This is a genomic window from Pseudomonas putida (assembly GCF_005080685.1).
In the GTDB taxonomy this organism is placed as follows: Bacteria; Pseudomonadota; Gammaproteobacteria; order Pseudomonadales; family Pseudomonadaceae; genus Aquipseudomonas; species Aquipseudomonas putida_V.
In genome coordinates this window covers 185,226-208,197 of sequence record NZ_CP039371.1, presented here as the reverse complement: position 1 = coordinate 208,197, position 22,972 = coordinate 185,226, and the positions used below count along the sequence as shown (strand labels likewise).

General features: G+C 60.2%; 16 protein-coding genes, 2 tRNA genes and 2 rRNA genes. 13 read left to right on the top strand and 7 right to left on the bottom strand.

Going from position 1 to position 22,972, the window contains the following annotated elements:
• Positions 1–49: 49 nt before the first annotated feature.
• From E6B08_RS01015 to E6B08_RS00990, 6 genes are all read right to left on the bottom strand, one after another.
• Positions 50–2,942, bottom strand: a 23S ribosomal RNA gene (locus E6B08_RS01015).
• Positions 2,943–3,189: 247 nt separating this feature from the next.
• A tRNA-Ala gene (locus tag E6B08_RS01010) sits at positions 3,190–3,265 on the bottom strand.
• Positions 3,266–3,288: 23 nt separating this feature from the next.
• Positions 3,289–3,365, bottom strand: a tRNA-Ile gene (locus E6B08_RS01005).
• Between the two features lie 86 nt (positions 3,366–3,451).
• Positions 3,452–4,988: ribosomal RNA gene (locus E6B08_RS01000) — 16S ribosomal RNA — on the bottom strand.
• The 16S and 23S rRNA genes sit together here with 2 tRNA genes alongside, the layout of an rRNA operon.
• 904 nt (positions 4,989–5,892) lie before the next feature.
• Positions 5,893–7,113, bottom strand: a complete 1,221-nt coding sequence (locus E6B08_RS00995; RefSeq protein ID WP_136912386.1) for a CaiB/BaiF CoA transferase family protein — start codon at positions 7,111–7,113, stop codon at positions 5,893–5,895.
• 14 nt (positions 7,114–7,127) lie between these two features.
• Positions 7,128–8,309 carry an acyl-CoA dehydrogenase gene (locus tag E6B08_RS00990; RefSeq protein WP_136912385.1) on the bottom strand — a complete coding sequence of 394 codons (1,182 nt, stop codon included), beginning with the start codon at positions 8,307–8,309 and terminating at the stop codon, positions 7,128–7,130.
• 160 nt (positions 8,310–8,469) lie between these two features.
• Between E6B08_RS00990 and E6B08_RS00985 the strand changes: the two genes are divergently transcribed.
• From E6B08_RS00985 to E6B08_RS00940, 10 genes are all read left to right on the top strand, one after another.
• Complete coding sequence (locus E6B08_RS00985) at positions 8,470–9,387, top strand: LysR family transcriptional regulator (protein WP_136912384.1); 918 nt, start codon at positions 8,470–8,472, stop codon at positions 9,385–9,387.
• A gap of 420 nt (positions 9,388–9,807) precedes the next feature.
• Positions 9,808–10,929: a Re/Si-specific NAD(P)(+) transhydrogenase subunit alpha gene (locus tag E6B08_RS00980; RefSeq protein ID WP_136912383.1), complete on the top strand. Its 1,122-nt coding sequence runs from the start codon at positions 9,808–9,810 to the stop codon at positions 10,927–10,929.
• A gap of 11 nt (positions 10,930–10,940) precedes the next feature.
• Positions 10,941–11,255: an NAD(P) transhydrogenase subunit alpha gene (locus E6B08_RS00975; RefSeq protein ID WP_008097413.1), complete on the top strand. Its 315-nt coding sequence runs from the start codon at positions 10,941–10,943 to the stop codon at positions 11,253–11,255.
• A 2-nt stretch (positions 11,256–11,257) separates the two neighbouring features.
• Positions 11,258–12,694: an NAD(P)(+) transhydrogenase (Re/Si-specific) subunit beta gene (locus E6B08_RS00970; RefSeq protein WP_136912382.1), complete on the top strand. Its 1,437-nt coding sequence runs from the start codon at positions 11,258–11,260 to the stop codon at positions 12,692–12,694.
• Between the two features lie 183 nt (positions 12,695–12,877).
• A complete protein-coding gene (locus E6B08_RS00965; protein WP_136912381.1) occupies positions 12,878–14,371 on the top strand; it encodes an acetyl-CoA hydrolase/transferase family protein in 1,494 nt (497 codons plus the stop codon).
• Between the two features lie 346 nt (positions 14,372–14,717).
• Positions 14,718–14,933, top strand: a complete 216-nt coding sequence (locus tag E6B08_RS00960; RefSeq protein ID WP_136912380.1) for a DUF1127 domain-containing protein — start codon at positions 14,718–14,720, stop codon at positions 14,931–14,933.
• 301 nt (positions 14,934–15,234) lie between these two features.
• Entirely contained in the window at positions 15,235–15,552 is a 318-nt protein-coding gene (locus E6B08_RS00955) for a DUF2388 domain-containing protein (protein WP_136912379.1), read from the top strand.
• Positions 15,553–15,636: 84 nt separating this feature from the next.
• On the top strand, positions 15,637–15,930 hold the full coding sequence (locus E6B08_RS00950; RefSeq protein WP_136912378.1) for a DUF2388 domain-containing protein: 294 nt from the start codon (positions 15,637–15,639) through the stop codon (positions 15,928–15,930).
• 37 nt (positions 15,931–15,967) lie between these two features.
• A complete protein-coding gene (locus tag E6B08_RS00945; protein WP_136912377.1) occupies positions 15,968–16,288 on the top strand; it encodes a DUF2388 domain-containing protein in 321 nt (106 codons plus the stop codon).
• Positions 16,285–18,243 carry a DUF4105 domain-containing protein gene (locus E6B08_RS00940; protein ID WP_136912376.1) on the top strand — a complete coding sequence of 653 codons (1,959 nt, stop codon included), beginning with the start codon at positions 16,285–16,287 and terminating at the stop codon, positions 18,241–18,243. The genes E6B08_RS00945 and E6B08_RS00940 overlap by 4 nt, the downstream gene beginning before the upstream one ends.
• 60 nt (positions 18,244–18,303) lie before the next feature.
• Here E6B08_RS00940 and E6B08_RS00935 read toward each other — a convergent pair whose 3' ends face one another.
• On the bottom strand, positions 18,304–18,705 hold the full coding sequence (locus E6B08_RS00935) for a GFA family protein (RefSeq protein ID WP_136912375.1): 402 nt from the start codon (positions 18,703–18,705) through the stop codon (positions 18,304–18,306).
• Between the two features lie 266 nt (positions 18,706–18,971).
• On the opposite strand from E6B08_RS00935, the gene E6B08_RS00930 reads away from it, so the two are divergent.
• The 3 genes from E6B08_RS00930 (at position 18,972) to E6B08_RS00920 (ending at position 22,942) form a co-directional block, all read left to right on the top strand.
• Positions 18,972–20,279 (top strand): CitMHS family transporter, encoded by a 1,308-nt coding sequence (locus E6B08_RS00930; protein WP_136912374.1) that lies wholly within the window; start codon positions 18,972–18,974, stop codon positions 20,277–20,279.
• A 72-nt stretch (positions 20,280–20,351) separates the two neighbouring features.
• Positions 20,352–21,122, top strand: a complete 771-nt coding sequence (locus E6B08_RS00925) for a TerC family protein (RefSeq protein WP_136912373.1) — start codon at positions 20,352–20,354, stop codon at positions 21,120–21,122.
• A 161-nt stretch (positions 21,123–21,283) separates the two neighbouring features.
• Complete coding sequence (locus E6B08_RS00920; protein ID WP_136912372.1) at positions 21,284–22,942, top strand: Na/Pi cotransporter family protein; 1,659 nt, start codon at positions 21,284–21,286, stop codon at positions 22,940–22,942.
• Positions 22,943–22,972: the final 30 nt, after the last annotated feature.

Genomic DNA, 22,972 nt, shown 5'->3' with positions numbered 1-22,972 from the left:
GTCTTCACCACCACAATTTGGCTCAGCGCGCAAATTGCTTGGGTGTTATATGGTCAAGCCTCACGGGCAATTAGTATTGGTTAGCTCAACGCCTCACAGCGCTTACACACCCAACCTATCAACGTCGTAGTCTTCGACGGCCCTTTAGGGGATTCAAGATCCCAGTGAGATCTCATCTTGAGGCAAGTTTCCCGCTTAGATGCTTTCAGCGGTTATCTCTTCCGAACATAGCTACCCGGCAATGCCACTGGCGTGACAACCGGAACACCAGAGGTTCGTCCACTCCGGTCCTCTCGTACTAGGAGCAGCCCCTCTCAAATCTCAAACGTCCACGGCAGATAGGGACCGAACTGTCTCACGACGTTCTAAACCCAGCTCGCGTACCACTTTAAATGGCGAACAGCCATACCCTTGGGACCGGCTTCAGCCCCAGGATGTGATGAGCCGACATCGAGGTGCCAAACACCGCCGTCGATATGAACTCTTGGGCGGTATCAGCCTGTTATCCCCGGAGTACCTTTTATCCGTTGAGCGATGGCCCTTCCATACAGAACCACCGGATCACTAAGACCTACTTTCGTACCTGCTCGACGTGTTTGTCTCGCAGTCAAGCGCGCTTTTGCCTTTATACTCTACGACCGATTTCCGACCGGTCTGAGCGCACCTTCGTACTCCTCCGTTACTCTTTGGGAGGAGACCGCCCCAGTCAAACTACCCACCATACACTGTCCTCGATCCGGATAACGGACCTGAGTTAGAACCTCAAAGTTGCCAGGGTGGTATTTCAAGGATGGCTCCATGAGAACTGGCGTCCCCACTTCAAAGCCTCCCACCTATCCTACACAAGCAAATTCAAAGTCCAGTGCAAAGCTATAGTAAAGGTTCACGGGGTCTTTCCGTCTAGCCGCGGATACACTGCATCTTCACAGCGATTTCAATTTCACTGAGTCTCGGGTGGAGACAGCGCCGCCATCGTTACGCCATTCGTGCAGGTCGGAACTTACCCGACAAGGAATTTCGCTACCTTAGGACCGTTATAGTTACGGCCGCCGTTTACCGGGGCTTCGATCAAGAGCTTCGCTTGCGCTAACCCCATCAATTAACCTTCCGGCACCGGGCAGGCGTCACACCCTATACGTCCACTTTCGTGTTTGCAGAGTGCTGTGTTTTTAATAAACAGTCGCAGCGGCCTGGTATCTTCGACCGGCGTGGGCTTACGCAGCAAGTGCTTCACCCTCACCGGCGCACCTTCTCCCGAAGTTACGGTGCCATTTTGCCTAGTTCCTTCACCCGAGTTCTCTCAAGCGCCTTGGTATTCTCTACCTAACCACCTGTGTCGGTTTGGGGTACGGTTCCCAGTTATCTGAAGCTTAGGAGCTTTTCTTGGAAGCATGGCATCAACCACTTCGTCGCCTAAAGGCAACTCGTCATCAGCTCTCGGCCTTGAGATCCCGGATTTGCCTAAGATCTCAGCCTACCACCTTAAACTTGGACAACCAACGCCAAGCTGGCCTAGCCTTCTCCGTCCCTCCATCGCAATAACTGGAAGTACAGGAATATTAACCTGTTTTCCATCGACTACGCTTTTCAGCCTCGCCTTAGGGACCGACTAACCCTGCGTCGATTAACGTTGCGCAGGAAACCTTGGTCTTTCGGCGTGGGAGTTTTTCACTCCCATTGTCGTTACTCATGTCAGCATTCGCACTTCTGATACCTCCAGCAAGCTTCTCAACTCACCTTCACAGGCTTACAGAACGCTCCTCTACCGCATCATCATACGATGATACCCGTAGCTTCGGTGCATGGTTTGAGCCCCGTTACATCTTCCGCGCAGGCCGACTCGACTAGTGAGCTATTACGCTTTCTTTAAAGGATGGCTGCTTCTAAGCCAACCTCCTAGCTGTCTAAGCCTTCCCACATCGTTTCCCACTTAACCATGACTTTGGGACCTTAGCTGACGGTCTGGGTTGTTTCCCTTTTCACGACGGACGTTAGCACCCGCCGTGTGTCTCCCATGCTCGGCACTTGTAGGTATTCGGAGTTTGCATCGGTTTGGTAAGTCGGGATGACCCCCTAGCCGAAACAGTGCTCTACCCCCTACAGTGATACATGAGGCGCTACCTAAATAGCTTTCGAGGAGAACCAGCTATCTCCGAGCTTGATTAGCCTTTCACTCCGATCCACAGGTCATCCGCTAACTTTTCAACGGTAGTCGGTTCGGTCCTCCAGTCAGTGTTACCTAACCTTCAACCTGCCCATGGATAGATCGCCCGGTTTCGGGTCTATACCCAGCGACTAAACGCCCTATTAAGACTCGCTTTCGCTACGCCTCCCCTATTCGGTTAAGCTCGCCACTGAATATAAGTCGCTGACCCATTATACAAAAGGTACGCAGTCACCTAACAAAGTAGGCTCCCACTGCTTGTACGCATACGGTTTCAGGTTCTATTTCACTCCCCTCTCCGGGGTTCTTTTCGCCTTTCCCTCACGGTACTGGTTCACTATCGGTCAGTCAGTAGTATTTAGCCTTGGAGGATGGTCCCCCCATATTCAGACAAAGTTTCTCGTGCTCCGTCCTACTCGATTTCATTGACAAGAGATTTTCGTGTACGGGGCTATCACCCACTATGGCCGCACTTTCCAGAGCGTTCCACTAATCTCAAATCAACTTAAGGGCTGGTCCCCGTTCGCTCGCCACTACTAAGGGAATCTCGGTTGATTTCTTTTCCTCAGGGTACTTAGATGTTTCAGTTCCCCTGGTTCGCCTCTTGCACCTATGTATTCAGTACAAGATACTCAGCTTGTGCTGAGTGGGTTCCCCCATTCAGAGATCTCTGGATCACAGTCTGTTTGCCGACTCCCCAAAGCTTATCGCAGGCTACCACGTCTTTCATCGCCTCTGACTGCCAAGGCATCCACCGTATGCGCTTCTTCACTTGACCATATAACCCCAAGCAATCTGGTTATACTGTGAAGACGACATTCGCCGAAAATTCGTACGTTGCGCTTTCGCGCAGAACTCACAAATTTTACCTTAGCCTGATCCACCAGCAGTGAAACTGATGTTCAGTCTATATCTATCACATATCCGAATTTTTAAAGAACGATCTGACAAAAGCCAGAAATCAACATTCATTCACGAATGTTCATTTCTAAGTTCTGATCAAGTACTACGCGTTACAGCAAACGTGGTGGAGCCAAGCGGGATCGAACCGCTGACCTCCTGCGTGCAAGGCAGGCGCTCTCCCAGCTGAGCTATGGCCCCGTATTCTAGGCTGCACCATGTAATGGTAGGTCTGGGCAGATTTGAACTGCCGACCTCACCCTTATCAGGGGTGCGCTCTAACCAACTGAGCTACAGACCTATAACAGGGTCGCGTTACAGCATCGTCTTTATACAAAGAATCAAGCAATTCGTGTGGGAGCTCATCAGCAGGCTGATGTCGTCGATTAAGGAGGTGATCCAGCCGCAGGTTCCCCTACGGCTACCTTGTTACGACTTCACCCCAGTCATGAATCACACCGTGGTAACCGTCCTCCCGAAGGTTAGACTAGCTACTTCTGGTGCAACCCACTCCCATGGTGTGACGGGCGGTGTGTACAAGGCCCGGGAACGTATTCACCGCGACATTCTGATTCGCGATTACTAGCGATTCCGACTTCACGCAGTCGAGTTGCAGACTGCGATCCGGACTACGATCGGTTTTGTGAGATTAGCTCCACCTCGCGGCTTGGCAACCCTCTGTACCGACCATTGTAGCACGTGTGTAGCCCAGGCCGTAAGGGCCATGATGACTTGACGTCATCCCCACCTTCCTCCGGTTTGTCACCGGCAGTCTCCTTAGAGTGCCCACCATAACGTGCTGGTAACTAAGGACAAGGGTTGCGCTCGTTACGGGACTTAACCCAACATCTCACGACACGAGCTGACGACAGCCATGCAGCACCTGTGTCAGAGTTCCCGAAGGCACCAATCCATCTCTGGAAAGTTCTCTGCATGTCAAGGCCTGGTAAGGTTCTTCGCGTTGCTTCGAATTAAACCACATGCTCCACCGCTTGTGCGGGCCCCCGTCAATTCATTTGAGTTTTAACCTTGCGGCCGTACTCCCCAGGCGGTCAACTTAATGCGTTAGCTGCGCCACTAAAATCTCAAGGATTCCAACGGCTAGTTGACATCGTTTACGGCGTGGACTACCAGGGTATCTAATCCTGTTTGCTCCCCACGCTTTCGCACCTCAGTGTCAGTATCAGTCCAGGTGGTCGCCTTCGCCACTGGTGTTCCTTCCTATATCTACGCATTTCACCGCTACACAGGAAATTCCACCACCCTCTACCGTACTCTAGCTTGCCAGTTTTGGATGCAGTTCCCAGGTTGAGCCCGGGGCTTTCACATCCAACTTAACAAACCACCTACGCGCGCTTTACGCCCAGTAATTCCGATTAACGCTTGCACCCTCTGTATTACCGCGGCTGCTGGCACAGAGTTAGCCGGTGCTTATTCTGTCGGTAACGTCAAAACAGCAAGGTATTAGCTTACTGCCCTTCCTCCCAACTTAAAGTGCTTTACAATCCGAAGACCTTCTTCACACACGCGGCATGGCTGGATCAGGCTTTCGCCCATTGTCCAATATTCCCCACTGCTGCCTCCCGTAGGAGTCTGGACCGTGTCTCAGTTCCAGTGTGACTGATCATCCTCTCAGACCAGTTACGGATCGTCGCCTTGGTGAGCCATTACCTCACCAACTAGCTAATCCGACCTAGGCTCATCTGATAGCGCAAGGCCCGAAGGTCCCCTGCTTTCTCCCGTAGGACGTATGCGGTATTAGCGTTCCTTTCGAAACGTTGTCCCCCACTACCAGGCAGATTCCTAGGCATTACTCACCCGTCCGCCGCTGAATCAAGGAGCAAGCTCCCGTCATCCGCTCGACTTGCATGTGTTAGGCCTGCCGCCAGCGTTCAATCTGAGCCATGATCAAACTCTTCAGTTCAATACTGCTTGGGTTTTTAAGAAACCCTAAACTTGGCTCAGCAATCTCAAATGACTATGTGATTTCTCGCATGGTCACTTGTGATGCTGATAATCTTTTTGACTATCAGTCCGTACTCACAAGCACCCACACGAATTGCTTGATTCAATTTGTTAAAGAGCGTTTGGCTAAGAGCGTTTCGTCTCAACCGAGGCGCGCATTCTACGCTTTCCTCATTTCGTGTCAAGCGTTTATTTTGAAGTTTTTCCCGAGAAACTCGTTTAGCTTCAAACACTTGACTCGCTGCGATCTCTCGTAGCGGGAGGCGAATAATACAGCGTTTAAAACCGCTGTCAACTGCCTTTTTCACCGCTGCCGATCAGTTGATCGAAGCCCTTTCAGCATCTACCGAACTATCTAACTCGTTGAATCTCAAGGAGTTTTTCGTTCCGTTGTCGCTGGAAGTGGTGCGCATTATAAGGAGATTCGAAACGGCGTCAACCGCTAATTTGAAGAAAATCAGATAATTAAGGGAAAAGGACCGCGTTGAGGCCACCAGGGGCCCGCCACAACACCTTCAGCGCCCATGAGATCGAGCGCCGCCCGCGCGGCGCATCGCGACGCAAGGCCGCTCCCACATCTGTTTCGGGCCAATTATGTCTGGTAGGGCATGGTTGCCAGCCTGGTGGGCCCGGGGCGATATTTGTGTTGGCGCCGGGCGCACCACGATATTCCGTGGTGCCACCAAAGGCGAGCAACCATGGCCTGACAGACATAGGCACGTTGCAATAAATGTAGGAGCGGCCTTGTGCCGCGATGCGCCGCGCGGGCGGCGCTCGATTTGTGCGGCGCTGCAACGGTAATGGCGAACACATTCCAGCGGCACCCAAAGGCAACGGCAAACACATCCGAACAGCACCGCCCCTCACAACACCCCTGCACCACGCAGCCGCTGCACCGCTTCTGCATCCAACCCCAGCACCTCGGTCAACACCACCTCGGTATGCTCCCCCAGCAAGGGAGGCGCCTGGCGATATTCCACCGGCGTCTCGGAAAGCCGAATCGGGCTGGCCACTTGCGGCACGCTACCGGCCAACGCGTGCGGCATGCTTACCGCCAACCCCCGGGCCAACACCTGCGGATCCTGGAACATCTGCGCCAGGTCGTTGATCGGCCCGCAGGGGACACCCGCCGCTTCCAGTTGGTGGACCCACTCTGCCGTGGTCTTGAATACCGTAGCCTGGCGAATCAAGGGGATCAGCTCGGCGCGATTGGCCACCCGCTGCTTATTACTGGCAAACCGCGGATCGTCCGCCCACTGGGGCTGACCCGCAACCTCCGCGAACTTGCGGAACTGCCCATCGTTGCCCACGGTAAGGATGAAATCGCCATCGGCTGTAGGGAAGTCCTGATAAGGCACGATGTTCGGGTGCGCGTTGCCAAGCCGCCTCGGCGGATTACCCGTGGTCAGGTAGTTCATTGCCTGGTTGGCCAGGCAGGCCACCTGCACATCCAGTAGCGCCATATCTATATGCTGGCCGATCCCTGCCTGGTCGCGGTGGGCGAGGGCAGCCAGGATTGCCACGGTCGAATACAACCCGGTCAGTATGTCGGTCAGTGCCACGCCAACCTTCACGGGCCCGGCAGCTTCCTCCCCATCGGGACGCCCGGTCAGGCTCATCAGCCCGCCCAGCCCCTGAATCATGAAGTCGTAGCCAGCACGCTTGGCATATGGCCCGGTCTGACCGAAGCCGGTGACCGAACAATATATAAGCTGCGGATTCACAGCCTTCAGGCTCGGGTAGTCCAGACCATAGGCCGCCAACCCGCCCACCTTGAAGTTCTCGATGACGATGTCCGACTTCGCCGCCAGTTCGCGCACCAGGCGCTGGCCTTCCGCTTGCGTGAAGTCGATGGTCACCGAACGCTTGTTGCGATTGGCCGACAGGTAATAAGCCGCCTCACTGGTGTTCTCACCCTCGGCATCCTTGAGGAAAGGCGGCCCCCAGGCACGCGTATCGTCTCCACTGCCTGGACGCTCGACCTTGATCACATCGGCCCCCAGGTCCGCCAGGATCTGGCCGGACCAGGGGCCGGCCAGCACGCGCGAAAGATCCAGCACCCGCAGATGGGAAAGCGCGCCCATGGGCTGGCTCCTTATCAATAGAAGGCCTGGATGCCGGTTTGCGCACGCCCGAGGATCAGCGCATGCACGTCATGGGTGCCTTCATAAGTGTTGACCACCTCCAGGTTGACCAAGTGACGGGCCACGCCGAACTCGTCGGAAATCCCGTTGCCGCCCAGCATGTCACGGGCAAGGCGGGCGATATCCAAGGCCTTGCCACAGGAATTGCGCTTCATGATGGAGGTGATTTCAACCGCCGCGGTGCCTTCGTCCTTCATGCGACCAAGGCGCAGGCAGCCTTGCAGGGCCAGGGTGATCTCGGTCTGCATGTCGGCGAGTTTCTTCTGGATCAGCTGGTTTGCCGCCAATGGGCGACCGAACTGCTGGCGGTCCAGGGTGTACTGGCGTGCGGTGTGCCAGCAGGCCTCGGCGGCACCCAGGGCACCCCAGGCAATGCCATAACGAGCGGAGTTCAGGCAGGTGAACGGGCCGCGCAGACCCCGCACATCGGGGAAGATGTTCTCTTCCGGCACGAACACGTTGTCCATCACGATCTCGCCGGTGATCGAGGCACGCAGCCCGACCTTGCCATGGATAGCCGGCGCGCTCAGGCCCTGCCAACCTTTTTCCAGCACGAAGCCGCGGATATCCCCGGCATCGTCCTTGGCCCAGACCACGAATACGTCGGCGATCGGGCTGTTGGTAATCCACATCTTGCTGCCGGTCAGGCGGTAGCCACCCTCGACCTGGCGCGCGCGGGTGATCATCGAGCCCGGATCAGAGCCATGGTTGGGCTCGGTCAGACCGAAGCAGCCGATCCATTCGCCGGACGCCAGCTTCGGCAGGTACTTCTGTTTCTGCGCTTCGGTGCCGAACTCGTTGATCGGCACCATGACCAGCGACGACTGCACGCTCATCATCGAGCGGTAACCCGAGTCGATACGCTCGACCTCCCGCGCGATCAAGCCATAGCACACGTAGTTCAGGCCGCTGCCGCCATACTGCTCGGGAATGGTCGCGCCCAGCAGGCCGACTTCACCCATCTCGCGGAAGATCGCAGGGTCGGTCTGCTCGTGACGGAATGCCTCCAGTACACGAGGAGCCAGCTTGTCCTGGGCGAACTGGTAAGCGCTGTCACGCACCATGCGCTCTTCTTCAGTGAGCTGTTGATCCAGCAGCAGCGGGTCGATCCAGTTGAAGCTTGCTTTACCAGCCATGAGCGATGTCCTCGGAGTAGGGGAGCAATTCTTGTTCATTGATCCTAGGCCCGATCCATTGCCTGGACAAACGACGATTGCGCACGGATTAGTGATACTTTCTCACTTCGAAATACGAAAAAACCCCTTATTCAAATAATGACAAGTGAGGTTGACGTACATGCGCCGCAAGATTCCCAGCACCACCGCCCTGGTCTGCTTCGAGGCCGCGGCGCGCCACGAGAGCTTTACCAAGGCGGCACACGAACTGGCCTTGACCCAAGGCGCCGTCTGTCGGCAGATCGGCAGCCTGGAGAGCTTCCTCAACGTCGACCTGTTCCGCCGCTCGCGCCGAGGCGTGAAGCTGACCGAGGCCGGACTGTCTTATAGTCGCCAGGTAGCTGCCCAGTTGGATGCGGTGGAGCGGGACACGCTCTCGGTGATGCGCCAGCAGGGCGCCAACGTGATCGAACTGGCCGTGGTGCCGACCTTCGGCACCCAATGGCTGCTACCCCGGCTCAAGGACTTCCAGAAGCGTCATCCGGAAGTCACGGTCAACCTGACCAACCGCACCCGACCATTCCTGTTCGCCGATACCACGTTCGACGCTGCCATCTACTTTGGCGACGCGGATTGGTCTGGCACCCAGTCCCGGCGCTTGATGGGCGAGAACCCACTGCCGGTGTGCAGCCCGGCGTTGTTGAACGGGGAGGGCATGCTCGATGCCCGGCGCATCGCCGGCATGCCGCTGTTGCAGCAAACCACTCGTCCCTATGCGTGGCGCCAGTGGTTCAACAGCCTGGGCATGAGCATCGAGGGCGACATGACAGGCCCGCGCTATGAACTATTCTCCATGCTCGCCCAGGCCGCCATGCATGAGATGGGCATCGCGCTGATCCCACCCTTTCTGATCCAGCGTGAACTGGAGGAGGGCCGGCTGGTGGTCGCTCACAGGCACGTGCTGATCAGCGACAAGGCCTACTATCTGATGATTCCGGAGCGCAAAGTCGAGTCGGCCTCACTGCGTGCGTTCCGCGACTGGCTGGTCGATCAGGCCAGGCAATACCTGGCCTCAAGCGATCGTGAAGGCGGCACCTGACTTTTGTAGTCAATTATTTTAAACACCTACAGATATAAGATTTTGTCGCATATCAGCAAACTGTTCAGGTGCATCAAAAACACTGCAAAAGGCCACTAACCACGCGGCTTACAGGCAATTTAGCGACACCCGCGAGCCTATCTGCGAAACTACTACAAAAAACTTCGAAAAATCTCTTAATCTCCCAATGGCCCATGTTTGATGGGCTACAGGCCTCTCATTGCGACATACGGTCACAGGGTGACTTGTAGTTTTGACTTCGTTTCGCTCCATAAGCTGTTGAAGGCCTCCGGGTTCGTCTGCAAAATGCTCGGCCCGCCCAGGATATGGCGGGCCCGGCGCTCAATCGCCGCACCCATGCACCATCCGAAGTGCGCGGGTTTCTATAAAGACAAAAAGGTCACCGCAGGAGACAAAGTCGTGCACATTGGTGTTCCTCTCGAGACGCAGACGGGTGAGACAAGGGTTGCCGCAACCCCCGAAACCATCAAGAAACTGGTTGGCCAGGGCCATCAGGTCACCGTCCAACGGGGGGCAGGGCTAAACGCCAGCATTCCGGACAGTGCCTATGAAGCCGTGGGGGCCACCCTTGGCAACGCAGCCGACGCCTACGGCGCGCAACTGGTGCTGAAGGTGGTCGCGCCCAACGACCAGGAACTGGCCCAGATCAACAGTGGCAGCGTGCTGATCGGCATGCTCAACCCGTTCAACAGCGACCTCATCGTCAAAATGGCCGAGCGCGGCATCACCGCTTTCGCTCTGGAGGCCGCGCCGCGTACTTCGCGGGCACAGAGCCTCGACGTGCTGTCGTCCCAGGCCAACATCGCCGGCTACAAGGCCGTGTTGCTCGCCGCCCATCACTACCCGCGCTTCATGCCCATGCTGATGACCGCCGCCGGCACCGTGAAGGCTGCCCGCGTGCTGATCCTCGGCGCCGGCGTGGCCGGCCTGCAGGCCATCGCCACGGCCAAGCGCCTGGGCGCGGTGATCGAGGCCTCCGATGTGCGCCCGGCGGTGAAGGAGCAGATCGAGTCGCTCGGCGCCAAGTTCATCGACGTGCCCTACGAGACCGATGAAGAACGCGAATGCGCCGAAGGTGTCGGCGGCTATGCCCGGCCGATGCCGGCCAGCTGGATGCAGCGCCAGGCCCAGGCCGTGCACGAGCGCGCCAAGCAGGCCGACATCGTCATCACCACGGCCCTGATCCCCGGCCGCAAGGCACCGACCCTGCTCAGCGCCGAGACCGTCGCGCAGATGAAGCCCGGCTCGGTGGTCATCGACCTGGCCGCGGCACAAGGCGGCAACTGCCCGCTGACCGTCGCCGACCAGGTGGTGCAGGAGAACGGCGTGACCATCGTCGGCCCGACCAACCTGCCGGCCCAGGTCGGCGCCGATGCCTCGGCGCTGTATGCCCGCAACCTGCTGGACTTCATGAAGCTGCTGTTCGACAAGGACGGCGCGCTGGCGATCAACCTCGAAGACGACATCGTCGCGGCCTGCCTCATGTGCCGTGATGGTCAAGTCGTCCGCAACAACGGCTAAGGAGCACGACAATGGAAGACATGCTGATTTCCCACGGCATCTACAACCTGATCATCTTCGTGCTGGCCATCTACGTCGGCTACCACGTGGTCTGGAACGTCACCCCGGCCCTGCACACGCCGCTGATGGCGGTGACCAACGCCATCTCGGCGATCGTCATCGTCGGCGCCATGCTCGCCGCTGCGCTGACCGTGACCCCAGCCGGCAAGGTCATGGGCACCCTGGCCGTAGCCTTGGCCGCGGTCAACGTGTTCGGTGGCTTCCTGGTCACCCGCCGCATGCTTGAGATGTTCAAGAAGAAAACCAAGAACGAGGCGCAGAAGTAAGCATGAGCATGAATCTGGTAACGCTTCTCTACCTCGTCGCTTCGGTGTGCTTCATCCAGGCGCTCAAGGGCCTGTCGCACCCGACCACTTCACGGCGCGGCAACCTGTTCGGCATGATCGGCATGGGGATCGCGATCCTCACCACCGTCGGCCTCATCTATAAGCTTGGCTCCGAGCTTGCAACGGCCGGCATCGGCTACGTCATCGTCGGCCTGCTGGTCGGCGGCAGCGCCGGTTCGATCATGGCCAAGCGCGTCGAGATGACCAAGATGCCCGAGCTGGTCGCCTTCATGCACAGCATGATCGGCCTGGCGGCGGTGTTCATCGCCATCGCCGCGGTGCTCGAGCCGCAGTCGATGGGCATCGTCGCCGCCATCAGCGACCCGATCCCCACCGGCAACCGCCTGGAGCTATTCCTCGGTGCGGCCATTGGTGCCATCACCTTCTCCGGCTCCGTGATCGCCTTCGGCAAGCTGTCGGGCAAGTACAAGTTCCGCCTGTTCCAGGGCGCACCGGTACAGTTCGCCGGCCAGCACAAGCTGAACCTGATCCTAGGCCTGGCCACCATCGCCCTCGGCCTGCTGTTCACCTTCACCGGCCACTACAGCGCCTTCACCCTGATGCTGGCCCTGGCCTTCGTCATGGGCGTGCTGATCATCATCCCGATCGGCGGCGCCGACATGCCGGTGGTGGTGTCGATGCTCAACAGCTACTCGGGCTGGGCGGCCGCCGGGATCGGCTTCTCGCTGAACAACTCGATGCTGATCATCGCCGGCTCCCTGGTGGGCTCGAGCGGTGCGATCCTGTCGTACATCATGTGCAAGGCGATGAACCGCTCGTTCTTCAACGTCATCCTCGGCGGCTTCGGCGGCGACACCGACACCGGCGCCGCGCAAGGTTCGAAGGAGCAGCGCCCGGTGAAGTCCGGCTCGGCCGACGACGCCACCTTCCTGCTGAGCAACGCCGACAGCGTGATCATCGTCCCCGGCTACGGCCTGGCGGTGGCCCGCGCCCAGCACGCGCTCAAGGAACTGACCGAGAAGCTGACCCACAACGGCGTGACCGTGAAGTACGCGATCCACCCGGTGGCGGGCCGCATGCCCGGGCACATGAACGTGCTGCTGGCCGAGGCCGAGGTGCCGTACGACCAGGTGTTCGAGATGGAAGACATCAACGCCGAGTTCGGCCAGGCCGACGTGGTGCTGGTGCTGGGCGCCAACGACGTGGTCAACCCGGCGGCGAAGAACGACCCCAAGTCGCCGATCGCCGGCATGCCGATCCTCGAGGCGTTCAAGGCCAAGACCATCATCGTCAACAAGCGCTCGATGGCCAGTGGCTATGCCGGCCTGGACAACGAGTTGTTCTACCTGGACAAGACCATGATGGTGTTCGGCGATGCGAAGAAGGTGATCGAGGACATGGTCAAGGCCGTGGAGTGATCCTGACGTAACAAACCTCGCGCTATAAAGGAAGCCCCGCTCAGAATCGATCGGGGCTTTCTTTTTTGCTTCAGATCAAAGGCTTTTGTTATAGGCCTTTCCTACGACCATAGTCGTGGGACGGCGACGGGTTAAATCTCTAGACTGCGCTGCAGTAGCTTCAGTAGCCCGAGATAACAATCCATGTACCGTGATCGTATCCGCTTGTCCTCCCTGCACAGCAAGGTAATGAGTGCGGCTGACGCCGCTGGCTTGATCGAGGACGGCATGACCGTCGGCATGAGCGGTTTCACCCGTGCCGGTGAAGCCAAGGCCGTGCCGCATGCGCTGGCCGAACGCGCCAAGCAGTCGCCACTGAAAATCAGCCTGATGACCGGCGCCAGCCTGGGCAACGACCTGGACAAGCAATTGACCGAGGCCGGCGTACTGGCGCGCCGCATGCCGTTCCAGGTGGACAGCACCCTGCGCAAGGCCATCAACGACGGCAAGGTGATGTTCATCGACCAGCACCTGTCGGAAACCGTCGAGCAGCTGCGCAACAAGCAGCTCAAGCTGCCGGACATCGCGGTCATCGAAGCCGTGGCCATCACCGAGCAAGGCCACATCGTGCCGACCACCTCCGTGGGCAACTCGGCCAGCTTCGCCATTTTCGCCAAGCAGGTGATCGTCGAGATCAACCTGTCGCACAACGCCAACCTCGAAGGCCTGCACGACATCTACATCCCGACCTACCGTCCGACCCGCACCCCGATCCCACTGGTTAAGGTCGACGATCGCATTGGCAGCACCGCCATCCCGATCGATCCGGCCAAGATCGTCGGCATCGTCATCAGCGAGCAACCGGATTCGCCGTCCACCGTGCTGCCACCGGACGACGAGACCCAAGGCATCGCCGATCACCTGATCAACTTCCTCAAGGGTGAAGTGGCTGCCGGGCGCATGACCAACGAACTCGGCCCACTGCAGGCCGGCATCGGCAGCATCGCCAACGCGGTGATGTGTGGCCTGATCGAGTCGCCGTTCGAAAACCTGACCATGTACTCCGAAGTCCTGCAGGATTCGACCTTCGATCTGATCGACGCCGGTAAGCTGCGCTTTGCCTCGGGCAGCTCGATCACGCTGTCGACCCGTCGCAACGCAGACGTGTTCGGCAACCTCGAGCGCTACAAGGACAAGCTGGTACTGCGCCCGCAGGAAATCTCCAACCATCCTGAAGTGGTGCGTCGCCTGGGTATCATCGGCATCAACACCGCGCTGGAGTTCGACATCTACGGTAACGTCAACTCCACCCACGTCTGTGGCACGCGGATGATGAATGGTATCGGCGGCTCCGGCGACTTCGCCCGTAACGCCCACCTGGCGGTGTTCGTGACCAAGTCGATCGCCAAGGGCGGCGCGATTTCCAGCGTGGTGCCGATGGTCAGCCACGTCGACCACACCGAGCACGACGTCGACATCCTCGTCACCGAGCAGGGTCTGGCCGACCTGCGTGGCCTGGCTCCGCGCGAGCGGGCCCGGGCGATCATCGACAACTGCGTGCACCCGGACTACCGCGCTGCGCTCAACGACTACTTCGAGCGAGCCTGCCAACGTGGCGGCCACACCCCGCACATCCTGCGCGAGGCGCTGAGCTGGCACGAAAACCTGGAAGAAACCGGACGCATGATCGCCGTCTGACCCGATGCCGGACCGGAACAGCTGCAACGGCTGTTCCGGCCCCTGACACCCGTACAATTTCTTTCATCTCCCCCGCAGCTCTGCCTAGAAATATTAAAACTGTACTACTGTACTGCTATAAAGCCCGCCACCTACCTCCCGCATCCCCTACAAAAAGCAAAAACGCACCAATCAAGTGCGGACCGGTACAGTTACGCCAGTTTCGAGTGCAACAGTTGCCTAAAACAGTTAACTGGGCCATCGCAATACTGTTGAACTGTATCTACTGTTATGGACAGGGGAGGAGGATCATGGGCACCAGTTAAATCACTACCTAGTCCCGCCATAAGCGGAAGGATGAAACATCATGGAACGTACCCTCAGTTCCGATCTGGTCTTCGAAAGCAACGCCCAGCAATCCAACGCTTCGCTGCCGCTGCGCGCCTTCTCCACCCTGCTGCTCTGGCAGCGTCGCATGGCCAGCCGCCGTCAACTGGCTCGCCTGGACGCCCGCCTGCTGGCCGACGCCGGTATCAGCGAGTCGCAGCGTTACGAAGAGCTGAGCAAGCCGTTCTGGCGCTAAGCCACGGTTCGCCGGCTCCGGCCGGCACCGCGAATTCCAAGAACCCGTTGCGGGCAACCGCAACGGGTTTTTTTATGCCAAGAGTGCGTAATAGAGCGCTCGCACCGCGGATAGGTACAGTTCACGAATACTTGAAACCAAACATAACAGTTAGGTTTTAGCTTGCTCATTAACATCTGGAAATACCAGCCCGTGATACGCTTGGCTTAACAGTCTGGTAGAAACCAGTTGTGTGAAAGTAACGTGACGAGCAGTGCGAGCGTCCGATAAGCAGATCGACCTATTCCAGGAGTCCATGACCATGTCCCGTAAACACCTGATTGGCGCAGCTTTCCTGCTCGGCCTCGCCGGCACTGCCAATGCCAGCAGCTTCGTCGTCACCACCGACGCCGTGGTACGTGCCGTTGCTGCCTCCACCGACGCCACCTCCGACATGACTTCGTCGTTCCGAGACGACAAGATCGTCCAGGCAGCCCGTGACGACGCCGCCAGCTTCGTCGGCAGCCAGGGCGACATCCGCGGTGCCAAGCTGGAAAGCGCGTTCATGCACATCCGCTCGAGCATGCCGGCCCTGCAGGCCAGCGACGCGCAATTGGCCCAAGCCATTCTCGCGCTCTGATTCACCGCCCGATAACCTGAGCGCTGGCCTCGGCCAGCGCTTGCGGGCTAGTCTTCACCCCTCGTACCCGTCTTAAGAAAGCCCATGCGTTATCTGTTGCCGTTGCTGTTCTGCGTCGTTGCCATGGGCAGTGCCCAGGCCATGGACACCACCACGCAAGGCCTGGTCATCACAGGCTACGTCACCAGCCAGGTCACCACCGCACCGTTCGACCGCAAGCTGGTCAGGCAGGCCCGCGACGATGCCGCGGCCTTTGTCGCCAGCGACGGCCTGATCCGCGGTGCACGGCTGGAAGCGGCGCTCGATGCGCTGCGCCACGGCGGTGCTCATCATTCGGTCGGCGACCTTGAACTGGCCGAAGCAATTCTCGTCCAATGAATACACCTGACTCCCTGTTATGTTCCGGAGATGCTCCATGCGTAAACCGCTGATCGCCGCTACCCTCGGCATGCTGCTGCTGGCCGACCTGGCCCAGGCACAAACCCTGGTGGCCACCAGCAACATCATCGTGCGCGCCTTTGGCCGCTCGATCGACTTCACTTCTGACACCACCACCTCCATCCGCGACTCCAAGGTTGTGCGTGAAGCGCATGACGACGCCGCCAGTTTCGTCGCCAGCCAAGGCGACATTCGTGGCGCGCAACTCGAGGCGGCCTTCACCACCCTGCGCGAGCGTGTGCCTGAAGCACGCAGCGCCAGCGATCAGGTACTGGCCGAAGCCATCCTCGCACTGTGAAGCGCATGCGTGCCTGGTTGCTCGGCTGCGCCGTGACGCTGCTGGGCACGCCCGCCCTGGCCGACCTGCAGCTCGACCTGCAGACATCCGGCCTCGATTCACGACAGGTTCAGGCCACCCAGGCATTGTTGGATGAAGCCCTTGGCAAACTCCCGCCAACCTTCAAACAGCGCCTGGACCGGCGTATCCAGGTCAGCTGGGATACCCACATGCCGGCCGATGCCTATGGCCAGGCGTCGTTGGTCTCGACCCTGGCGCTCAACCGTCGCCTGCTCCCCGGTCTGGTGGACGGCAGCGCGGCACGTGAGCGCACCGACCGGCCCCATGGCACGGTCCGCGAAGAACTGCTCGCCACCGTATTGCACGAACTGACGCATATCTACGACCGCGCCCGGCTCTGGCCGCAAGCGGAGCGGGCGCTGCTCGCCCGCTGCAAGCGCCAGCAAGGCACGTTGGGCAAGGTCGGCCAGACCGGGGAATGTCGCGGCCAGGCCGAACGGCGTTTCACCCTCAGCGACGATCCGCGCCTGCTCGACCTCGCCGGCTGGCCGCAGTATGTCGGCCGACGCGGCGAACGCGAGCAACGCAATGGTCAGTTCCTGCGCAGCCCGGACAGCTACGAGCTGAGCAGCCCCAAGGAATTCGTGGCGGTCAACATGGAGTACTTCCTCCTCGACCCCAGCTACGGCTGCCGCCGACCGGCACTGAACCAGTACCTGCGCGATCACTTCGACTGGGCGCCGCAACAGCAAACCTGTGCCAAGGGCCTGCCGTTTCTCAATGCCGGCAGTGACTTTGCCCGCCAGCCACTCGGCGAAATCGACCCCGAGCGGGTCTATGAAGTGGACTACCTGCTGGCCGAGGCCAACCAGAACCTGGTGAGCCGCTGGGGCCACAGCATGTTGCGCCTGGTGATCTGCAAACCAGGCCGCCCACGCGGCCCCGACTGCCGGCTGGATCTCGACCAGCACCTGGTGCTGTCGTACCGGGCGTTCGTCAACGACGTGCAGTTGTCGAGCTGGGATGGCCTGGTCGGCGCGTACCCGTCCCGGCTGTTCGTCTTGCCGTTGGCGCAAGTGATCGACGAATACACCAAGACCGAGCTGCGCAGCCTGGCCTCGGTGCCGCTCAAGCTCACCCGCGATGAGCTGGAGAACCTGGTGCGTCAGGCCGCCGAGATGCACTGGAGCTACGACGGCAACTACTGGTTCCTGTCCAACAACTGCGCGGTGGAAGAGTTGAAGTTGCTGCGCAGCGGCACTGGCAACCCGCGCCTGAACGACCTCGACAGCATCATGCCCAATGGCCTGCTGGCGGTGCTCAAGGGCAGGGGACTGGCCGACACCAGCGTGCTCGACGACCCCCGCGAGGCGCTGCGCCTGGGTTATCGCTTCGACTCCTATCGCGACCGTTACCAGGCGATGTTCGAGGTCCTGAAAAAGCAGTTGCCGATCAAGCAGGAAAAGGTCGAGGACTGGCTAGGCCTGGATGCCGAGCAACGCCGTGGCTGGTTCGCCCAGGCCGACCTGCGCACCAGTGCCGCCTTGCTGCTGCTGGAACAGGCCGCCTTGCGCCAGCAACTGCTGCTGGCCCAGGACGAGGTGAAACAGCGCTACCTGAACGCCACCGCATTGAAAGATGGCAGTGTGGGCAAGGCCGACGAGACGCTCCGGCAGATGCTCGCCAACAGCGGCTTCCTCAGCCGCCCGGCGGAACTTCTCGACAGCAAAGGCTATGGCCTGCCGCAGCCCGAGGAGCGCAAGCACCTGGAGCAGATCAGCACCGAGCGCCAGGCGCAGTTGCTGCGCTTGAGCACCGACCTGGACAAAGAGGTGAGGGCGCTGTTGAGCCCGACACGGGCCAAGGAAATTGCGGCGGTCGAGGCCAATGTGAAGCAGATTGGCGATCACCTGCGGGCCTTGCACAAGGCGGCTGGGGGCTTGCAGCTGCCTTAGGGTCGGCAGCGGCCCGATCGCCGGCAAGCCGGCGCCTACCTGGGGCCGGGGCGCTGATGCCTAGATCGACTCTTGCTCTTGCTCCGGCAGATCTTCGTCCAGGTGCAGCCAGGGCAAGCGACTGCCGGTCCAGATATGCCGCTTGGCCCGCACCCGCTCGGGGTGGTCCAGGGTGGCCACGGTCACATCGATGCTCTGCGGGCTGTGCTCGGTCACCAGCGCCACATGGGCCCCGCAGTTGCCACAGAAGTACCGCTTGCAGCTGGCCGGTGCCACATAGCAGCGGGGCGTGCCCGCCAGCCAGGTGAAGCGCTCGTTGGGCAGCGTCAGCCACGTCACCACCAGGCCACCGCTGACCCGCCGACAGATCGAGCAATGACAATGGGCAATGTCGTGCAGCTCGCCCTGCAACCGATAACGCAGCGCGCCGCAATGGCAGCCACCCTCACTCACGTCCCTCATCACTTACCTCCCGTCACCTCGCATCTGCCGAAAGCTGGCTGAAAGCTTGCCCCCCTAGGATAGCGCCACCACCGGCACAAGACCGGTCAGCCAGGGCACCCGGATTTTTCCGTGCCCGGCCCAATCAACAACAACAATGGTGATTCTGATGTCTTTGCACGCCCGCCTCTACGCAGTCCCCCTCCGCTTGCTCCACGCGCAGCGCCCAACGCGCTGATCCGCCCGAACAGTCCTTTCTTTCGTCGCGCCCCGCCTGGAGTATCGCCATGCTGACCTTCCTCGGCTTCGCCATGGTCATCACCTTCATGTACCTGATCATGACCAAGCGCCTGTCGGCCTTGATCGCCCTGATCCTGGTACCGATCCTGTTCGCCCTGTTCGGTGGTTTTTCCGCCAAGATCGGCCCCATGATGCTCGAAGGCATCAGCAAGCTCGCGCCCACCGGCGTGATGCTGATGTTCGCCATCCTCTATTTCGCCCTGATGATCGACTCCGGCCTGTTCGACCCGGCCGTGCGCAAGATCCTCAAGCTGGTCAAGGGCGACCCGCTGAAGGTCTCGGTCGGCACCGCCGTGCTGGCCCTGGTGGTATCGCTCGACGGCGACGGCGCCACCACCTACATGATCTGCTGCGCAGCCATGCTGCCGCTGTACAGCCGCCTGGGCATGAGCCCTCGGATCATGGCCGGGTTGATCATCCTCGCCGGCGGGGTGATGAACATGACCCCCTGGGGCGGCCCCACCGCACGCGCCGCCAGCGCCCTGCACGTGGACCCTTCGGACATCTTCGTGCCGATGATCCCGGCCATGGTCTTTGGCGTGCTGAGCATCCTTGCCATCGCCTATTTCTACGGCAAGCGTGAACGCGCCCGGCTGGGCGAGCTGCACCTGCCCACCGATGACATCGACCACAGTGAAATCAGCGTCTCGCAGTTCCCCGAAGCGCGCCGGCCGAAGCTGATCTGGTTCAACGGTGCCTTGACCGCGGCATTGATGGTGGCGCTGATCGCCGGCGTGTTGCCGCTGCCGGTGCTGTTCATGATCGCCTTCAGCATCGCCATGATCGTCAACTACCCCTGCCTGCAGCAGCAGAAGGACCGCATCGCCGCCCATGCCGGCAGCGTGCTGGCGGTCACCGGTCTGATCTTCGCGGCGGGTATCTTCACCGGCATTCTCTCCGGCACCGGCATGGTCGAGGCCATGTCCAAGAGCCTGCTGGCAGTGATTCCCGATGCCCTGGGCCCGTACCTGGCAGTGATCACTGCAGTGGTGAGCATGCCGTTCACCTTCTTCATGTCCAACGACGCCTTCTACTACGGCGTGTTGCCGGTGCTGTCGGAAGCCGCCGCGCACTACGGCATCAGCCCGGTGGAAATGGCCCGCGCATCCATCGTCGGGCAGCCGGTGCACCTGCTCAGCCCGCTGGTACCCTCGACCTACCTGCTGGTGGCCCTGGCCGGCATCGAATTCGGCGATCATCAGCGCTTCACCCTCAAGTGGGCAGTGCTGGTGTGCATGTGCATAATGCTCGCCGCGCTGCTGATGGGCATTTTCCCGCTGTTCAGTAGTCTTTAATTAACACCCATCGCCCCACCGCGATGCGCCGAGGCGTCGGTGCATCGCCTTCTATCGTTCGAAGGAATACACATGGAATGGCTGACCAGCCCGGAAATCTGGGTTGCCTTTTTTACCCTGACCGCCCTTGAGATCGTGCTCGGCATCGACAACATCATCATGATCTCGATCCTGGTCAGCCGCATGCCCAAGGCCATGCAGCCGCGTACGCGGATCTTCGGCCTGGCCCTGGCCATGGTCACGCGGATCATGCTGCTGCTGTCGATCACCTGGGTCATGCGCCTGACCACCGACCTGTTCGAAGTGTTCGGTGAGGGTATCTCCGGCCGCGACCTGATCCTGTTCTTCGGTGGTCTGTTCCTGCTGTGGAAAAGCTCCCAGGAGATCTACCACGGCCTGGAAGGCGAAGAGGAGCAAGACGAAGCGCCGAAAGGGGCGGGTGGCAAGTTCTTCTACACCATTATCCAGATCGCCATCATCGACATCGTGTTCTCCCTCGACTCGGTGATCACTGCGGTGGGCATGGTTTCCCACGTGCCGGTGATGATCGCCGCGATCGTCGTCGCGGTGCTGGTGATGATGGCCTGTGCCGGTGCCATCAGCGACTTCATCGACAAACACCCATCTTTGAAGATGCTCGCGCTTTCGTTCCTGATCGTCGTCGGTACCGTGCTGATCGCCGAAGCTTTCGACGTGCACGTGCCCAAGGGCTACGTCTACTTCGCCATGGCGTTCTCGCTGGCGGTGGAAGCGATCAACATCCGCATGCGCACCGCCATGGCGCGCAAGAAGGGCAAGGAACACGACCCTGTGAAACTCCGCAAGGACATGCCAGGTCAATAACCCAGGCGGAAACGATCGAGGGCCCTGCGGGGCCCTTTTTCGTGAGAAGCTGGCAACAGCCGTGCAAAACGGCTAAAGCTTCGAGTGAGCACCACAACACATCAAAGCGCTCACGCTCTACTCATTGGCCCCATGGGCCGTCGACAACAGGGGGCGTCGCCATGCTGACCCTGCTCAACCTGCTCTCCGCAGTAGCCTTGCTGGTGTGGGGAACGCACATCGTGCGGACCGGCATCCTGCGGGTGTTCGGCTCCAACCTGCGCCGCGTGCTCAGCGAAAACATGGACCGCCGGCCGCTGGCCTTCGTCGCCGGCATCGTCGTCACGGCCCTGGTGCAGAGCAGCAACGCCACGGCCATGCTGGTCACTTCGTTCGTCGGCCAAGGCCTGATGGCCATGACTCCCGCCCTGGCGATCATGCTCGGTGCCGACGTGGGTACCGCACTGATGGCCCGGGTGCTGACCTTCGACCTGTCCTGGCTGTCGCCGCTGCTGGTCTTTCTCGGGGTCATCTTCTTCCTCTCGCGCAAGCAGACCCGGGCCGGCCAGCTGGGCCGCGTGGGCATTGGCCTGGGCCTGATCATCCTGGCCCTGGAACTGATCGTCCAGGCCGCCACGCCGATCACCCACGCCCAGGGCGTGAAGGTGCTGTTCGCCTCGCTGACCGGCGACATCCTGCTCGACGCCCTGGTCGGCGCGCTGTTTGCCATGATCTCCTACTCCAGCCTGGCGGCGGTGCTGCTCACCGCCACGCTGGCCGGAGCGGAGGTCATCAGCCTGCCGGTGGCCATTGGCCTGGTGGTCGGCGCCAACATCGGCAGCGGCCTGCTGGCCTTCATCACCACCAGCATGCAGAACGCCGCAGGCCGCCGGGTGGCCCTGGGCAGCCTGCTGTACAAACTGATCGGCCTGGTGCTGATCATCCCCGCGCTGCACCCGCTGGTGGGCTGGATGGACTCGCTCAATTTCAGCCCGCAGGAACTGGTGATCGGCTTCCACCTGCTCTACAACACGCTGCGCTGCCTGATCATGCTGCCCACCACCACCCCCATGGGCCGCCTGTGCAACTTCCTGCTGCCCGATCGCGACAACGGCAATGGCCAGGTGCGCCCGCGCCACCTCGATGTTTCGGCGCTGTCCACGCCCAGCCTGGCCCTGGCCAACGCCGCACGGGAAACCCTGCGCCTGGGCGACATCGTCGACAGCCTGCTGGAGTCCATGCTTGGCGCCCTGCGCGGCACCCAGACCGCCTTGCCGCAACAGGTGCGTGCCCTGGGCGAGGACGCCGAGGCACTGTACAGCGCGATCAAGCTTTACCTGGCGCAAATGCCCCGCGACGACCTCAGCGACCAGGACAACCGCCGCTGGGCCGAAATCATCGAGCTGGCGATCAACCTCAAGCTGGCCTGCGACCTGATCGAACGCATGCTGCGCAAGGTGCAACAGCAGAAAACCAGCCAGCGCCGGGAGTTTTCCCAGGTCGGGCTGGAGGAGCTCACCGGCCTGCAGGAGCAATTGCTGGCCAACCTGCGCCTGGGCCTGTCGGTATTCCTCAGCGCCGACCCACACAGTGCCCACCTGCTGCTACGGGAGAAGCGCCGTTTTCGCGCCCAGGAACGGCGCCTGGCCCACGCCCATGTCAGCCGTTTGCAACGCAAGGTAGTGCAAAGTATCGAGACCAGTTCGCTACACTTGGAGCTGATCGCGGACATGAAGCGGTTGAACTCTTTGTTCTGCAGCAGTGCCTATGTGGTACTGGGCGGCTCGGATACCGGCGGGCTGATGCTCGACAGTACGCCAGACGAAGCCCGCCAGCCCTGATCTCGCCAATGCGGAGACCCACGCTCGCCC

Excerpts from the sequence above, each read along its gene's own strand:
- E6B08_RS00965 (WP_136912381.1), top strand. The coding sequence starts at position 12,878 with ATGTACCGTGATCGTATCCGCTTGTCCTCCCTGCACAGCAAGGTAATG.
- E6B08_RS00985 (WP_136912384.1), top strand. The coding sequence starts at position 8,470 with ATGCGCCGCAAGATTCCCAGCACCACCGCCCTGGTCTGCTTCGAGGCC.
- E6B08_RS00990 (WP_136912385.1), bottom strand. The coding sequence starts at position 8,309 with ATGGCTGGTAAAGCAAGCTTCAACTGGATCGACCCGCTGCTGCTGGAT.
- E6B08_RS00935 (WP_136912375.1), bottom strand. The coding sequence starts at position 18,705 with ATGAGGGACGTGAGTGAGGGTGGCTGCCATTGCGGCGCGCTGCGTTAT.
- E6B08_RS00945 (WP_136912377.1), top strand. The coding sequence starts at position 15,968 with ATGCGTAAACCGCTGATCGCCGCTACCCTCGGCATGCTGCTGCTGGCC.
- E6B08_RS00930 (WP_136912374.1), top strand. The coding sequence starts at position 18,972 with ATGCTGACCTTCCTCGGCTTCGCCATGGTCATCACCTTCATGTACCTG.
- E6B08_RS00995 (WP_136912386.1), bottom strand. The coding sequence starts at position 7,113 with ATGGGCGCGCTTTCCCATCTGCGGGTGCTGGATCTTTCGCGCGTGCTG.
- E6B08_RS00920 (WP_136912372.1), top strand. The coding sequence starts at position 21,284 with ATGCTGACCCTGCTCAACCTGCTCTCCGCAGTAGCCTTGCTGGTGTGG.
- E6B08_RS00975 (WP_008097413.1), top strand. The coding sequence starts at position 10,941 with ATGGAAGACATGCTGATTTCCCACGGCATCTACAACCTGATCATCTTC.
- E6B08_RS00925 (WP_136912373.1), top strand. The coding sequence starts at position 20,352 with ATGGAATGGCTGACCAGCCCGGAAATCTGGGTTGCCTTTTTTACCCTG.
- E6B08_RS00960 (WP_136912380.1), top strand. The coding sequence starts at position 14,718 with ATGGAACGTACCCTCAGTTCCGATCTGGTCTTCGAAAGCAACGCCCAG.
- E6B08_RS00955 (WP_136912379.1), top strand. The coding sequence starts at position 15,235 with ATGTCCCGTAAACACCTGATTGGCGCAGCTTTCCTGCTCGGCCTCGCC.
- E6B08_RS00970 (WP_136912382.1), top strand. The coding sequence starts at position 11,258 with ATGAGCATGAATCTGGTAACGCTTCTCTACCTCGTCGCTTCGGTGTGC.
- E6B08_RS00950 (WP_136912378.1), top strand. The coding sequence starts at position 15,637 with ATGCGTTATCTGTTGCCGTTGCTGTTCTGCGTCGTTGCCATGGGCAGT.